Source organism: Phenylobacterium sp. (assembly GCF_036677185.1).
Classification (GTDB): Bacteria; Pseudomonadota; Alphaproteobacteria; order Caulobacterales; family Caulobacteraceae; genus Phenylobacterium.
The window spans coordinates 83,439-96,860 of the sequence record NZ_JAKFEN010000022.1 but is presented as its reverse complement, the minus strand read 5'-3'; the positions used below and the strand labels follow the sequence as shown (position 1 = coordinate 96,860).

Genomic DNA, 13,422 nt, shown 5'->3' with positions numbered 1-13,422 from the left:
TCCTTCAACCAGACCGCGGACGATCAAACCTGCATGATCTCTTGTTCTTTGGTTTTCAAGGCTTCGTCCACCCTCTTCACCGCCTCGTCGGTGAACTTCTGGATCTCGACCTCCATCTTGCGATGTTCGTCCTGGTTGATGGCGCCGTCCTTTTCCGCCTTCTTCAGGTCGTCATTGGCGTCGCGGCGGACGTTGCGGACGGCGACCTTCTGCTGCTCGGCGTACTTGCCTGCCAACTTGGCCAGGTCCCGACGCCGCTCCTCGGTCAGCGGCGGAATCGGGATGCGCAGGTTCATGCCATCGACCACGGGATTGAGACCGAGACCGGCGTTGCGGATCGCCTTCTCCACCGAGACGACCAGGCCCTTGTCCCAGATGCTGACGCTGATGGAGCGCGGCTCGGGGACGCTCACGGAGCCCACCTGATTGATCGGCACGGTCGAGCCATAGGCGTCGACCATCACCTGATCCAGCAGGCCGGCCGAGGCGCGGCCGGTCCGCAGGGAGGCGAACTCGTCCTTCAGGGCGAGGATCGCCTTGTCCATGCGGTCCTTGTAGCTCGAAAGGACGGGCTTTTCGGTAGCAGCCATAAGGAGTTCTCCCGATCTTCTCGTTTGAGTCTCGTGGTCAGGCGATGGTCGTGAAGACGCCCTGCCCCTGCAAGACCTTCATGAAGTTGCCCCGTTCTCGGATGGAGAACACCACGATCGGGACGTTGTTGTCGCGCATCAGGGCGATGGCCGAGGCGTCCATGACGCGCAGGTCCTTGGCCAGGACTTCTTGATAGCTGAGGGTTTCGTAGCGCTGTGCGCTCGGGTCCTTCTTGGGATCGGCCGTGTAGACCCCATCGACGCTGGTGCCCTTGAAGAGCGCGTCGCAACCCATCTCGGCCGTCCGCAGGGCCGCGGGCGTATCGGTTGTGAAGAACGGCGCCCCGAGGCCGGCGGCGAAGATCACCACCCGGCCCTTTTCCAGGTGCCGCAGGGCGCGGCGGCGGATGTAGGGTTCGCAGACCGCCTCCATGGGGATGGCCGACTGCACCCGGGTGTAGACGCCGACCTTTTCCAGGGCGCCTTGCAGGGCCAGCGCATTCATCACCGTGGCCAGCATGCCCATATAGTCGGCGCTGGCGCGGTCCATGCCCTTTCCGGCCAGGGAGACCCCGCGGAAGATGTTGCCGCCGCCGACCACCAGGCAAAGCTCGACACCGGCGTCGACCACTTCCTTGATGTCCTCGGCCACCGCCTCGATGGTCTTGGTGTCGATCCCGAAGAGCGCGTCGCCCATCAGGACCTCGCCCGACATCTTCAAGAGGATCTTCTTGTAGCGGGGCTTGGCGTCGGGCATCGGCGGCATCCGGAGAATCTTAGGCGGTACTTACATAAACCAAGGGCGTGGTGCGCGTCGAACGCACCACGCCCTTGGGTCGTCTTTATCTTGCGAGCCTTAGGCTTGGCCGGTCATCGAAGCCACTTCGGCGGCGAAGTCGTCGACCTTCTTCTCCACGCCCTCGCCGAGCGCGAAGCGCATGAAGCCCTTCACGGTCACCGGCGAGCCGGTTTCCTTAGCGGTGTCGGCAAGAAGTTGCTCGATGGTCTGGTCCGGATTCATGACGAAGGGTTGCTTCAGCAGCACCACTTCTTCCTGCCACTTGCGGATGCGGCCTTCGATCATCTTCTCGACCACGCCGATGGGCTTGCCCGATTCCAGCGCCTGGTCGGTCAGGAACTTCTTTTCCTTCTCGACGGCGGCCGGATCGAGGTCGGCCTCGGTGAGCGCCAGCGGCGGGGTCGGCGTACCGGCCACGTGCAGGGCGATCTTGCGGCCCACATCCTTCAGCACCTGCTGGTCGCCGGCGCCTTCAAGAGCCACGAGCACGCCCAGCTTGCCGACGCCTTCGCCCTGCGCATTGTGCAGATAGAGGGCGACCGCGCCTTGAGCCACGCTCAGGCGCGCCGAGCGGCGCAGGCGCATGTTCTCGCCGATGGTCGCGATCATGTTGGTGATCACGTCGGCGACGACCTCGCCCTTCGCGGTCTTGGCCGCCGTGATGGCGTCCACGCCCTCGACATCCAGGGCCACCACGGCGAAGTCGCGCGCGGCGCTCTGGAAGGTGTCGTTCTTGGACACGAAGTCGGTCTCGGCGTTCAGCTCGACCAGCACGCCGGTCTTGCCGTCGTCGCTGAGCTTGCCGGCCACGAGGCCCTCGGCCGCGGCGCGGTCGGACTTCTTGGCGGCCTTGGACAGGCCCTTGGTGCGCAGCCAGTCGATCGAGGCTTCGATGTCGCCGTCGTTCTCCTGCAGCGCCTTCTTGCAATCCATCATGCCCGCGCCGGATTTCTCGCGCAGGTCCTTGACGAGCAGAGCGGTGATTTCCGCCATGGTCAGCTCCTTCAATTCAAAGAGGTCGGCGAGGCCCGTCTAGGACCTCGCCGTGATCGTTTCGTGTCGACGGGCGCGCGGAGGCGCGCCGCCGGCCTAGTCCTGCGTCGCGGTCGGTTCAGCCGCCGGGGCTTCCGCCGCGGTGGTCTCCGGTTCGGTCGCGACCGGCTCGGGAGCCGGTTCAGCCGCGACCGGGGCGGCGGCGACGGGCTCAGGCGCCAGTTCGCGGGCCAGGGTCGGCTCGATCGGGGCCACCGAGGCGCCCAGGTCGACGCCGGCGGCCGATTGGCCGGCGGCCAGGCCGTCGAGAACCGAGTCGGCCATCAGGTCGCAATAGAGCTGGATGGCGCGCGCGGCGTCGTCATTGCCCGGGATCGGATAGGTGATGCCGTCCGGATTGCAGTTGGTGTCCAGGATGGCGATGACCGGGATGTTGAGCTTCCGGGCTTCCTGGATCGCGATCGCTTCCTTGTTGGTGTCGATCACGAACATCAGGTCGGGGATGCCGCCCATGTCCTTGATGCCGCCGAGGCTCAGCTCCAGCTTGTCCCGCTCGCGGGTCATCTGCAGCAGTTCCTTCTTGGAGCGGCCGGCGCTGCCGTCACCTTCCAGAAGGCCTTCCAGCTCGCGCAGGCGGGCGATGGAGCCCGACACGGTGCGCCAGTTGGTGAGCGTGCCGCCCAGCCAGCGGTGGTTCACATAGTACTGGGCCGAACGCTTGGCCGCGACCGCGACCGGCTCGGAAGCCTGGCGCTTGGTGCCGACGAACAGCACGCGTCCGCCGGACGCGGCGACTTCGCGCACCTTCACCAGGGCCTGGTGCAGCAGCGGGATCGACTGCGAAAGGTCGATGATGTGGATGTTCGACCGCGAACCGAAGATGTAGCGGTCCATCTTCGGGTTCCAGCGGTGGGTCTGGTGGCCGAAGTGCGCGCCAGCTTCTAGGAGCTGACGCATGGAGAATTCAGGAAGCGCCATACGCTTTTAAGTCCTTTTTCCGGTTAACCGCCGCAGGCAAACCCCCCGAGTGAGGGACCGGAATGGATATGGCGGGATGTCTCCCCGCACATCGCCAAACACCTGCGTGTGGAATGAGGCGGGGAAATAGGGGCTAAGCGCAGGAAAAGCAAGCCTCTCCCGAAGGATGGCCGTCGCACCCGCTTGCAAGCTTGGCCTTGGTGTTGCACTCTTGAGTAGATTTGGAGCACGAAATGAAACCCATCGTAGCGTTTGGCCTGGGACTGGCGGTTCTCGCCGTGAACGCCTCTGGAGCATCCGCCGGGACGTTCAAGACTCACACGGGAACGATGGGCAACTACCGTGCGCCGGCGCCGCCAAGCTTCAGCACCCCTCCGGTAGCCGCGCCGAAACCCTATTCCCCGCCTCGGGCCGCACCGGCGCCCGTGCCATTTCGGCCCTATCAGGGGACCTCGACCTATTCCAATCGCGGCGGGGTGAACGCCTACCCCAATGCGCCCAAGCCCAAGGGCTATATCAGCCCCTACGGGAAGCCCTGACGTCGCGCTATTGGTGGACGGCCTCCAGGCGATGGCCGTCCGGGTCGATGACGAAGGCGGCGTAGTAGGTTGAGCCATAGACCGGCCGGAGCCCCGGCGCGCCGCGATCGGTTCCGCCGGCGGCCAGGGCGGCGGCATGGAAGGCGTCCACCGCCGCCCGGTCCGGCGCATCGAAGGCCAAGTGGAATCCAGGACCAGGCGGGCGGGCCTCGACATGTGGAAACAGGTTGAGCTTCTCGCCCTCTCCCAGCCGCCCGTAACCCAGGCCCCGAGGATCGTCCCATATCCGGACCCAGCCGAGCGGACGCAGGACCGCGTCATAGAAGACCCCGGCCCGGACCAGGTCCTTCACGCCGAAGGACACATGGCCCAGCACGGCCCTAGAGGTCCTCGACGAAGACCACGCCCGGCGAGGTCTTCAGCGCCCCGCGCACGGCCCCGTCGAGGGTGAATCGGCCGGGCAGTTTCACCTCCACCTCGCGGCCGCCCTCGACCCCGGCCACCAGGATGATCTCGCCGCCGCGGGCGTTGACCGAGCTTTCCAGCCGCTTCTTCAGCGCCTCGATCTCGGCGCTGCGCGGCGCCAGGTGCACGCGCAGGCCGGCCACGGCGTTCTCGATCGCCTTCTCCACCGGCTCGGCGTCGTCGCCGAAGAAGCGCACCTCGCCGTCCTTGGCCTTGGCTCGGACCTTGATGGCCACCGCCCTGCCGGGCTCCAACAGGTCGCGGCACCTGCGAAGGGCCTCCGGCGGGAACAGCACCTCGTATTCGCCGGTGGGATCGGACAGGGTCACGAAGGCGAACTTCTCGCCCGAGGACTGCGAGGCCCGCTCCTGCTTGCGGCGCACGACGCCCGCCATGCGGAACGCCTCCGATCCCGCCTCGGCCTTGGGAATGACGTCGGCCAGCAGGTCGGTGCGCCGACGCCGAAGCGCCTCGACCATGTCATCCAGCGGGTGGCCGGAGAGGTAGAATCCGACCGCGGCCAGTTCCTCGTCCAGGCGCTGGACCGGGGTCCACTGCTCCACCTTGGGCAGGCGCGGTCGCTGGGCCTCCACCTGGTCGCCGCCGAACAGCGAGGCCTGGGACGAGGCGCGATCGGCGGCCATGCTCTGGCCGTGGCCGGCCAGCACGTCGGCCGCGGCCAGAATCTGCGCGCGGTTGGGGTGCAGGCTGTCGAAGGCGCCGGCCCGGGCCAGGGTCTCGAAGGCGCGCTTGTTCACCTGCTTGGGATCGACCCGCTCGACGAAGTCGAACAGGTCGCGGAACGGCCCGCCCTCCTCACGGACGGCCACCACATGCTCCATGGCCTGCAGGCCGAGGTTGCGGACGCCGCCAAGGGCGTAAACCACCTCGCCGTTCTCCACCTCGAAGTCCGCGCCCGAGCGGTTCACGTCCGGGGCATGGATCTTGACGCCGAAGCGCTTGGCGTCCTGGTAGAAGACCGCCAGCTTGTCGGTATTGGAGATGTCGAGGCTCATCGAGGCGGCGAAGAACTCCGCCGGCGTGTTGGCCTTCAGCCAGGCCGTCTGGTAGCTGATCAGGGCATAGGCGGCCGCGTGGCTCTTGTTGAAGCCGTAGCCCGCGAACTTGTCCACCAGGTCGAAGATCGAGCCGGACTGCGCTTCCGGCACGCCCTTGGCCAGGGCGCCGGAGATGAAGCGCGCACGCTGCTGCTCCATCTCCTCCTTCTTCTTCTTGCCCATCGCGCGACGAAGCAGGTCGGCTTCACCCAGGCTGTATCCCGCCAGGATCTGGGCGATCTGCATCACCTGTTCCTGGTAGACGATGACGCCGTAGGTCTCCTTCAGCACCGGCTCGAGCGAGGGGTGCAGGTAGTCGATGGGCTTGCGGCCGAACTTGCAGTCGATGAACAGCGGAATGTTGTCCATCGGTCCTGGCCGATAGAGCGCGCCGACGGCGGTGACATCCTCGATGGAGCCAGGTCTCAGCTGCCGCAGGGTGTCGCGCATCCCCTGCCCTTCGAGCTGGAACACGCCCACGGTTTGCGCCGCCGACATCAGCTCGTAGGTCTTCTCGTCGTCGAGCTTCAGATCGGCCATCTCGATGCGCGCGCCGCGCTTGGCCAGGTGCTTCAACGCCCGGTCGATCACCGTCAGGGTCTTCAGGCCCAGGAAGTCGAACTTCACCAGGCCGGCGCTCTCGACCCACTTCATATTGAACTGGGTGGCGGGCAGTTCCGAGCGCGGATCGCGATAGAGCGGCGTCAGTTCGGTAAGCGGCCGATCCGAGATCACCACCCCGGCCGCGTGGGTCGAGGCGTTGCGGTAGAGACCCTCGAGCTGCAGGGCGACGTCGAGAAGCTGGGCGACCGCCTCGTCATCCTCCTTGGCCTGGCGCAGGCGCGGCTCGATCTCGATGGCCTTGGCCAGCGTCACCGGATTGGCGGGATTGGCCGGGACCATCTTGGCCAGGCGATCCACCTGACCCAGCGGCAATTGCAGGACCCGTCCCACGTCGCGCAGCACGGCGCGCGCCTGCAGGGTGCCGAAGGTGATGATCTGCGCCACCCGGTCGCGGCCATAGTGCTTCTGCACATAGCTGATCACCTCCTCCCGCCGCTCCTGGCAGAAGTCGATGTCGAAGTCGGGCATGGAGACCCGCTCGGGGTTCAGGAACCGCTCGAACAGCAGGCCGTAGCGCAGCGGGTCGAGGCCGGTGATCAGCAGCGACCAGGCGACCAACGAACCGGCCCCGGAACCCCGGCCAGGCCCGACCGGAATGTCATGGGCCACGGCCCATTTCATGAAGTCCGAAACGATCAGGAAGTACCCGGCGAAGCCCATGGACTGGATGACGCCGATCTCGCGTTCCAGCCGCTCCCAATAGACGCTTTCTTCCTGCGACAGCTGGTGGCCGATCAGCCGCTTGCGCAGGCCCTCGCGGGCCTGTTCGGCAAGCTCCTCGTCCTCGGTGCGTCCGCCGACGGTCGGGAACCGCGGCAGGATCGGGTCGCGCTTCTTGACCATGAAGGCGCAGCGCCGGGCGATATCGAGGGTGTTGTCGCAAGCCTCCGGCAGGTCGGCGAACAGGGCGCGCATGGTCTCGGCGCTCTTGAAATAGTGCTCCGGCGTGACCCGGCGGCGCTCTTCCTGGCTGATGAAGGCGCCATCGGCGATGCACAGCAGGGCCTCGTGGGCGGCATACATCTCCTCCTTGGCGAAATAGACGTCGTTGGTCGCGACCAGCGGCACGTCGTTCTCGTAGGCGAAGGCCACCAACTCCGGCTCGGCCGCGGCTTGCGCCGTCATTCCGTGGCGCTGCAGCTCCACATAGAACCGGTCGCCGAACACCGCCGCCATCTCGGCGAGCGCGGCCTTGCCCTCGGCGACCTTGCCCTGGGCGAACAGCGGGTCGACCGGCCCGTCGACCCCGCCCGACAGCAGGATCAGGCCTTCGGCGTGACGCTGGACCATGTCCCAGCTGACCGAGACGTCCTCGGTCCCGTCGGCCTCCAGATAGCAGGCCGACGACAGTTCGCTGAGATTGAGATAGCCCCGCTCGCTCTGGGCGAGCAGCAGGATGGTGGGGACCTTCGACCAGCGGTCGGTCTGGCCGCCGCCGATGCCGGTCACCGGCAGGGCGCAGCCGACGATCGGCTGCACGCCCGTTTCCTTGGTGAGCACGGAGAATTCAAGCGCGCCGAACAGGTTGGCCCGGTCGGCCAGGGCCACGGCCGGCATCTCGGCCTTGGCGGCCAGTTCGCCGATCTTCTCGGCCTTGATGGCGCCTTCCAGCAGGGAATAGGCGGAGCGGACCCGCAGGTGGACGAAACCCTCGCTCACCGCGTCGCTCACCCAATCCTCCGTCTGCTAGGCCGCCAATTGGGCCACGGCGCACATCATCCAGACAAACCCCGCCACCGACACAAAGGCCAGTGATTCCCGAGCCAAACGAACCATGTGCGACGTCCCCGCTGTGGATGTTCTGTGAATGTTCTTATTCTTGTTTTGTTCTCATCCGTCAAGAGGCTAAGTTGGAGGGACTCTCACCCACCTCCGTTCATCCCCGCTTTCGTGGGAATGAACGGAGGTGGGGGTTAGCCCTAACCCCTCGGCTGCTCTTCCAGCTTGCCGTCCTTCAGCGCCACCACGCGGTCCATGTGGCGGGCGAGTTCCAGGTTGTGGGTGGCCACCAGGGCCGCCACGCCGGTCTTGCGCGCCAGGTCGTAGAGGCTCTCGAACACCGCCGCGGAGGTGGCGGGGTCGAGGTTGCCGGTGGGCTCGTCGGCCAGCAGCAGGCGCGGCGCGTTGGCGAGCGCCCGGGCGATGGCCACCCGCTGCTGTTCGCCGCCCGACATCTGAGCCGGCTGGTGGTCGACCCGTTCGGCCAGGCCTAGGGTGGTCAGGAGTTCCAGCGCCCGGGCCCGCGCGGCCTTGCGCGAACGCCCGGCGATCATCTGCGGCAGGGCGACATTGTCGAGCGCCGTGAACTCGGCAAGCAGGTGATGGGCCTGGTAGACGAAACCGATGGCGGCCAGGCGGACCCGGGTGCGCTGGCGGTCGCTGAGGTCGGAGCAGTCGCGGCCCTCGATGTGGATCTCGCCGGCGTCCGGATGCTCCAGCAGGCCCGCGGCGTGCAGCAGCGACGACTTGCCCGAGCCCGAGGGCCCGATCAGGCCGACGATCTCGCCGGGCTTTACGTCGAGGGCGGCGCCGTCCAGCACCACCAGGGTGCGGTCGCCGCTCTTGTAGGTGCGGCGCAGGCCGCGGATGGAGAGGACGGGCTCACTCATAGCGGAGCGCCTCCACCGGATCGAGGCGCGAGGCGCGCCAGGCCGGCGGCAAGGTCGCCAGGAACGACATGGCCAGGGCCCAGAAGGTGATCACGCCGACTTCCCGCCAGTCGATCTTCGCCGGGATGCGGCTGAGGAAATAGATGTCGGAGGAGAACACCTGGGCGCCGGTGACCCACTCCACGGCCTGTTGGATCTCACCGATGAAGATGCAGAACAGCGAGCCGATCACCAGTCCGGCCAGGGTGCCCAGCACGCCCACCGCCGCCCCGGCCATGAAGAAGATGCGCAGGATCGACCCCTGCCCCGCCCCCATCGTCCGCAGGATGGCGATGTCGCGCCCCTTGTTCTTCACCAGCATGACCAGGCCCGAGATGATGTTCATGGCCGCGATGGCCACCAGCATCATCAGGATCAGCCGCATGACATTGCGCTCGACCTTGAGCGCCCCCCAGTAGGAAGCGTTCTTCTCGGTCCAGTCGGTGAGCAGCGCCGCGGGCCCCGCCACCTTGGCCAGGTCGGGCTTCATGGCGACGGCCTCGTCGGGGTCCTCCAGCTTGATCTCGATATAGTCGATCCCGGTCTCGCGGCCGAAGAACAGCTGGGCCTGTTCCAGCGGCATGTAGATGAAGGTCTGGTCGTACTCGCTCATGCCGACGGTGAAGGTTCCGGCCACCGTGTAGGTCTTGCGCAGCGGCGTGCCGCCGAAGGCCGTGGCGCCGCCGACCGGCGAGACCAGGCTGAGCGCGTCGCCGGGCTGGACTCCCAGGGACTGGGCCAGGCGATCACCCACCAGGATCAGGTCGCCCCCGTACTCGCCCTCGCCGAAGCCGGCCATGGAGCCCCGGGTGATGTTGTCGGAGACCAGCCTGGTGGCCTTCAGGTCCCTGGGCGTGATGCCGCGCACGATGGCGCCGCTGATCTGGCCGTTGCCGAGCGCCATGGCCTGGGCCTCGACCACCGGGGTCACCTGGATCACCCCGGGCATCTGGCCGATGCGGCGGATCATGCCGTCCCGGTCGGGCGAGTTCAGCACCCCGCCGGCGACATAGAGATGGCCGGAGAAGCCGAGGATCCGCGACAGCAGCTCGGTGCGGAAGCCGTTCATCACGCTCATGACGATGATCAGCACCGCCACGGCCAGCATGATGCCGACGAAGGAGATGATCGAGATCAGCGCCACCCCGCCCTGGCTGCGCTTGGCGCGCAGGTAGCGCGTGGCCACGGCGCGCTCCCACTGGCCGAAGGGCGGCGCGCGGCCGTTGGTGCTGGCGGTCATGCTCATCAGTCGGAATCGCCCCGTCGAGCTCGTTCAACGGCCCTGTTAGCCATTGGTTCGCCAGCTAGGCAATGAAAGCCACGAAAAGAAGGCCGCCCAGGGAGGTGGGCGGCCTTCAGTCGTCGGGGAAAACGCCACAGCAGTTCCGGAGAGCCGCTCGTGTCTGTGACCATGGATAGCCGTGATCGGGTCGTCCGGCGCGATGCGCGGCTCCCGCTACGGGAGGTTCCGGCATTTCGCCCAAAAACTGGGCGCAGGCCCTACGGCGCCGGCCAAACCGCCGCCCGCTTGGGCGCCTAGGTCCAGCTCGCCGGCAGCGGCGGCAGGACGATCAGGTGGAAATGCAGCACCAGGAACAGGATCGTCCACAGGATCGCGGCGATCCAGGTGGTGGTGAAGAACTTCTTCTTGAGCTTGGGATCCACTGGCGCGCCAGGATCGCCGCCATCGCCCTTGTCGATGCCCGCCTCGGCATGGCTGACCGTGCCCAGCGGCAGGATGGCGAACAGCACGGTCCACCAGATGGTCAGGAAGATCGCGATGCCGGTGGCGACGCCCATCAGTGCGGGTCCTTCGGGGTTTCCATCAGTTCGACCAGCACGCCGCCCATGTTCTTCGGATGGACGAAGATCACCGGCACGCCGTGCGCCCCGATGCGGGGCTTGCCGTCGTTGAGCACGGTCGCGCCCTTGGCCTGCATATCGTCGCGGGCGACGATGATGTCGGGCACCTCGAAGCAGACATGGTGCTGTCCGCCCTTGGGGTTCTTGGCCAGGAAGGCGTGGATCGGCGAATTGTCACCATAGGGTTCGATCAGCTCGATCTGGCTGTTGGGCAGGTCGACGAAGCAGACATAGACCCCCTGCTCTTGCAAGACCTTGGTCTCGCTGACCTGGGTTGCGCCCAGCATGTCGCGGTACATGGCGACAGACTCGGCGATGGAGGGGGTCGCGATCCCCACGTGGTTCAGTCTTCCGATCATGGCGTCCCTATAGACCTGTCAGCGGCGGGGCGCGAGATCACGCTGCGTCACACCCGCAGCACCGTGGTCTCCACCACGGGCCGCTTGCCCCAGATGCGCTGGCTGGCCTTCTTCACGGCGCGGGACAGGGCCATCTCGACCTCGGAATCGATCTCGCGCTGATCGCCCTTGAGCTTGCCGAAGGCGGTTTCGGCGTCCTCGGCCAGGTCGTCCAGGACCTCGTCCATCGAATAGTCTTCGTCGGCCGGGAGACCCAGGGCCTTGACCCGTGGGCCCGAGACGATCTTGCCGCGCCCGTCCAACACCACAGAGACCGCCAGCACGCCGTTATAGGCCGCGTGACGGCGCTCGCGCAGGGCGTCGCCGTTCTCCGGGGTCAGGAAGCCCGCGTCCACATAGATGCGGCCCGCCGGGACCTCGTCAATAATCTCGGCGCGGCCAGGCGCCAGGCGGACCATGTCGCCGTTGCGGGGGGCGACGGTCTGCTTGACCTGCAGGTCCTTGGCGAAGGCTGCGTGCTCCAGCAGGTGGCGGCGCTCGCCATGGGTGGGCACGGCGATCTCCGGCCGGGCCCAGGCGTACATGCGGGCCAGCTCGTCGCGGCACGGGTGGCCGGAGACGTGGATGCCCGGATGGTCGCGCTCGGTGTAGAGCCGCACCCCGCGGTCAGCGAGGCGGTTCTGCAGGTTGCGGATGGGCACCTCGTTGCCGGGAATAACCCGCGAGGAGAAGACGCAGGCGTCGCCGGCTCCCAGCTTGACGTGCTGGTGGGTGCCGTCGGCGATGCGCGAGAGGGCCGCGCGGGGCTCACCCTGGCTGCCGGTGCAGAGATAGAGGATCTTGTCGTCGGGGAAGTGCTTGGCTTCCCCGTCGGTCAGGAACTCCTTGATGTCGGAGAATAGGCCGACCGACTTGGCCGCCGCCGCCATGCGGTGCATCGAGCGGCCGACCAAGCAGACGCGCCGCCCAGCCGCCTCGCCGGCCCGGATGATCGAGTCCATTCGCGCCACATTGGAGGCGAAACAGGCCACCGCCACCTTGCCGGTCAGGCCGGAGATCAGCTTGGCCATGGCGTCGCGGACATCGGCCTCCGACCCCGCCTCGCCATCGACGAAGACGTTGGTGGAGTCGCAGACCATGGCCAAGACGCCCTCGTCGCCCAGCTTGCGGATCGCGCCCTCGTCGGTCACCGAGCCCAGCACGGGATCGGGATCGATCTTCCAGTCGCCGGTGTGGAGGATGGTGCCCAGCGGGGTGCGGATCGCCAGGCCGTTGGGCTCGGGGATCGAGTGGGTGAGCGTGATCAGGTCGATCTCGAACGGACCGAGCTTGATGGTCCCGCCCAGCGGGACCTCGGTGATCTCGGCGTCGGCCGCGTCCTCGTTCTCGCGCAGCTTCTCGCGCAGCAGGAAGGCGGTGAAGGGCGTGGCGTAGAGCGGCGCGCGCAGGCGCGGCCACAGCCAGGCCACGGCGCCGATATGGTCCTCATGGGCATGGGTCAGCACGATGCCGAGGATGTCCTTGGCGTGGGCCTCGATGAATTCCGGGTCGGGCAGGATGATTTCCACGCCCGGCGTGGTCTGGTCGCCGAAGGTGACGCCCAGGTCGACCACGATCCACTTCCGCGCATGCGGGGGGCCGTAGCCGTAGAGATTGAAGTTCATACCGATCTCGTTCGAGCCGCCGAGCGGCAGGAAGACGAGTTCGTCGGTGGGTTTTACTTTGGTCATTACGTCCTTGCCGCCGTGTTCCGGCGGTGAATTTCAAGAAGGCCGCGGATCGTCAGATCCGGGTCGAAGTGGTCGATGGCGTTGGTCGCCCCGTGGAACAGCGAGGCCACGCCGCCGGTGCCGATCACCGTCATCGGCTTGCCCCACTCGGCTTTGATCCGAGCCACGAGGCCCTCGATCAGGGCGATGTAGCCCCAGAAGACGCCCGCCTGCATGGATTCCACGGTATCCTTGCCGATCACATGGCCCGGCCGCTGGATCGCGATCCGCGGCAGTTTGGCCGCCGCCGTATGCAACGCTTCCATGGAGAGGTTGATCCCCGGCGCGATGGCGCAGCCCTCCAGGCCGCCGTCGGCCGCCACCACGTCCAAGGTCGTCGCCGTTCCGGAATCGATCACGATCAGGTCACCGGAATAGACGATATGCGCACCGATGGCGTTCACCAGGCGGTCGGCGCCGGCCTCCGACGGCTTGTGGATCCGTACCTCGATGCCGAGGTCGGCGTTCTCGCCGATCACCAGGGGTTCGACGTGCAGGTAGCGGCGGGCCAGGTTGCGCAGGTTGAAGATCGACTGGGGCACCACGCTGGAGATGATCGCCGCGTCCAGCGCCCCGAACTGCAGGCCCGCCATGTTCAACAGCTGCGACAGCCAAACGGCGTATTCGTCGGCGGTGCGGCTGGGATCGGTGGCCGCGCGCCATTGGGCGATCCAGGTCTCGCCGTCATGGACGGCGAACAGCGTGTTGGTGTTACCCTGCTCGATGGCCAGCAGCAT

General features: G+C 66.9%; 14 protein-coding genes. 1 reads left to right on the top strand and 13 read right to left on the bottom strand.

What is annotated here, in order from left to right:
* Positions 1-23: 23 nt before the first annotated feature.
* The 4 genes from frr to rpsB form a co-directional block, all read right to left on the bottom strand.
* The gene (gene frr, locus V6M51_RS13835; RefSeq protein ID WP_332768043.1) at positions 24-590 is read right to left on the bottom strand and encodes a ribosome recycling factor; all 567 of its coding nucleotides are present in this window, start codon (positions 588-590) and stop codon (positions 24-26) included.
* 37 nt (positions 591-627) lie between these two features.
* Entirely contained in the window at positions 628-1,347 is a 720-nt protein-coding gene (gene pyrH, locus V6M51_RS13830) for a UMP kinase (RefSeq protein WP_254833194.1), read from the bottom strand.
* Positions 1,348-1,446: 99 nt separating this feature from the next.
* The gene (gene tsf / locus V6M51_RS13825; RefSeq protein ID WP_332768041.1) at positions 1,447-2,382 is read right to left on the bottom strand and encodes a translation elongation factor Ts; all 936 of its coding nucleotides are present in this window, start codon (positions 2,380-2,382) and stop codon (positions 1,447-1,449) included.
* 96 nt (positions 2,383-2,478) lie between these two features.
* A complete protein-coding gene (rpsB, locus tag V6M51_RS13820; protein ID WP_332768039.1) occupies positions 2,479-3,360 on the bottom strand; it encodes a 30S ribosomal protein S2 in 882 nt (293 codons plus the stop codon).
* Between the two features lie 233 nt (positions 3,361-3,593).
* Between rpsB and V6M51_RS13815 the strand changes: the two genes are divergently transcribed.
* Complete coding sequence (locus tag V6M51_RS13815; RefSeq protein ID WP_332768038.1) at positions 3,594-3,899, top strand: hypothetical protein; 306 nt, start codon at positions 3,594-3,596, stop codon at positions 3,897-3,899.
* 7 nt (positions 3,900-3,906) lie between these two features.
* On the opposite strand, the gene V6M51_RS13810 is transcribed toward V6M51_RS13815, so the two are convergent.
* From V6M51_RS13810 to V6M51_RS13775, 9 genes are all read right to left on the bottom strand, one after another.
* Positions 3,907-4,275: a VOC family protein gene (locus V6M51_RS13810; protein ID WP_332768037.1), complete on the bottom strand. Its 369-nt coding sequence runs from the start codon at positions 4,273-4,275 to the stop codon at positions 3,907-3,909.
* A 4-nt stretch (positions 4,276-4,279) separates the two neighbouring features.
* On the bottom strand, positions 4,280-7,717 hold the full coding sequence (gene dnaE / locus V6M51_RS13805) for a DNA polymerase III subunit alpha (protein WP_332768035.1): 3,438 nt from the start codon (positions 7,715-7,717) through the stop codon (positions 4,280-4,282).
* A 15-nt stretch (positions 7,718-7,732) separates the two neighbouring features.
* A complete protein-coding gene (sidA, locus tag V6M51_RS23900; RefSeq protein WP_082531887.1) occupies positions 7,733-7,822 on the bottom strand; it encodes a cell division inhibitor SidA in 90 nt (29 codons plus the stop codon).
* A gap of 143 nt (positions 7,823-7,965) precedes the next feature.
* Positions 7,966-8,655 carry an ABC transporter ATP-binding protein gene (locus tag V6M51_RS13800; RefSeq protein ID WP_332768033.1) on the bottom strand — a complete coding sequence of 230 codons (690 nt, stop codon included), beginning with the start codon at positions 8,653-8,655 and terminating at the stop codon, positions 7,966-7,968.
* On the bottom strand, positions 8,648-9,940 hold the full coding sequence (locus tag V6M51_RS13795; RefSeq protein ID WP_332768032.1) for a lipoprotein-releasing ABC transporter permease subunit: 1,293 nt from the start codon (positions 9,938-9,940) through the stop codon (positions 8,648-8,650). Before V6M51_RS13795 ends, V6M51_RS13800 begins: the two co-directional genes overlap by 8 nt.
* Before the next feature lie 290 nt (positions 9,941-10,230).
* On the bottom strand, positions 10,231-10,494 hold the full coding sequence (locus V6M51_RS13790) for a DUF1467 family protein (RefSeq protein WP_332768031.1): 264 nt from the start codon (positions 10,492-10,494) through the stop codon (positions 10,231-10,233).
* On the bottom strand, positions 10,494-10,916 hold the full coding sequence (gene mce / locus V6M51_RS13785) for a methylmalonyl-CoA epimerase (protein WP_332768030.1): 423 nt from the start codon (positions 10,914-10,916) through the stop codon (positions 10,494-10,496). Before mce ends, V6M51_RS13790 begins: the two co-directional genes overlap by 1 nt.
* A gap of 47 nt (positions 10,917-10,963) precedes the next feature.
* Positions 10,964-12,646, bottom strand: a complete 1,683-nt coding sequence (locus V6M51_RS13780) for a ribonuclease J (protein ID WP_332768028.1) — start codon at positions 12,644-12,646, stop codon at positions 10,964-10,966.
* Positions 12,646-13,422 carry a type III pantothenate kinase gene (locus V6M51_RS13775; RefSeq protein WP_332768026.1) on the bottom strand — a complete coding sequence of 259 codons (777 nt, stop codon included), beginning with the start codon at positions 13,420-13,422 and terminating at the stop codon, positions 12,646-12,648. Before V6M51_RS13775 ends, V6M51_RS13780 begins: the two co-directional genes overlap by 1 nt.

Coding starts and splice junctions, on each gene's coding strand:
- V6M51_RS13790 (WP_332768031.1), bottom strand. CDS start 10,494: ATGGGCGTCGCCACCGGCATCGCGATCTTCCTGACCATCTGGTGGACC.
- V6M51_RS13780 (WP_332768028.1), bottom strand. CDS start 12,646: ATGACCAAAGTAAAACCCACCGACGAACTCGTCTTCCTGCCGCTCGGC.
- rpsB (WP_332768039.1), bottom strand. CDS start 3,360: ATGGCGCTTCCTGAATTCTCCATGCGTCAGCTCCTAGAAGCTGGCGCG.
- mce (WP_332768030.1), bottom strand. CDS start 10,916: ATGATCGGAAGACTGAACCACGTGGGGATCGCGACCCCCTCCATCGCC.
- V6M51_RS13795 (WP_332768032.1), bottom strand. CDS start 9,940: ATGAGCATGACCGCCAGCACCAACGGCCGCGCGCCGCCCTTCGGCCAG.
- frr (WP_332768043.1), bottom strand. CDS start 590: ATGGCTGCTACCGAAAAGCCCGTCCTTTCGAGCTACAAGGACCGCATG.
- tsf (WP_332768041.1), bottom strand. CDS start 2,382: ATGGCGGAAATCACCGCTCTGCTCGTCAAGGACCTGCGCGAGAAATCC.
- V6M51_RS13815 (WP_332768038.1), top strand. CDS start 3,594: ATGAAACCCATCGTAGCGTTTGGCCTGGGACTGGCGGTTCTCGCCGTG.
- V6M51_RS13800 (WP_332768033.1), bottom strand. CDS start 8,655: ATGAGTGAGCCCGTCCTCTCCATCCGCGGCCTGCGCCGCACCTACAAG.
- pyrH (WP_254833194.1), bottom strand. CDS start 1,347: ATGCCCGACGCCAAGCCCCGCTACAAGAAGATCCTCTTGAAGATGTCG.
- V6M51_RS13775 (WP_332768026.1), bottom strand. CDS start 13,422: ATGCTGCTGGCCATCGAGCAGGGTAACACCAACACGCTGTTCGCCGTC.
- sidA (WP_082531887.1), bottom strand. CDS start 7,822: ATGGTTCGTTTGGCTCGGGAATCACTGGCCTTTGTGTCGGTGGCGGGG.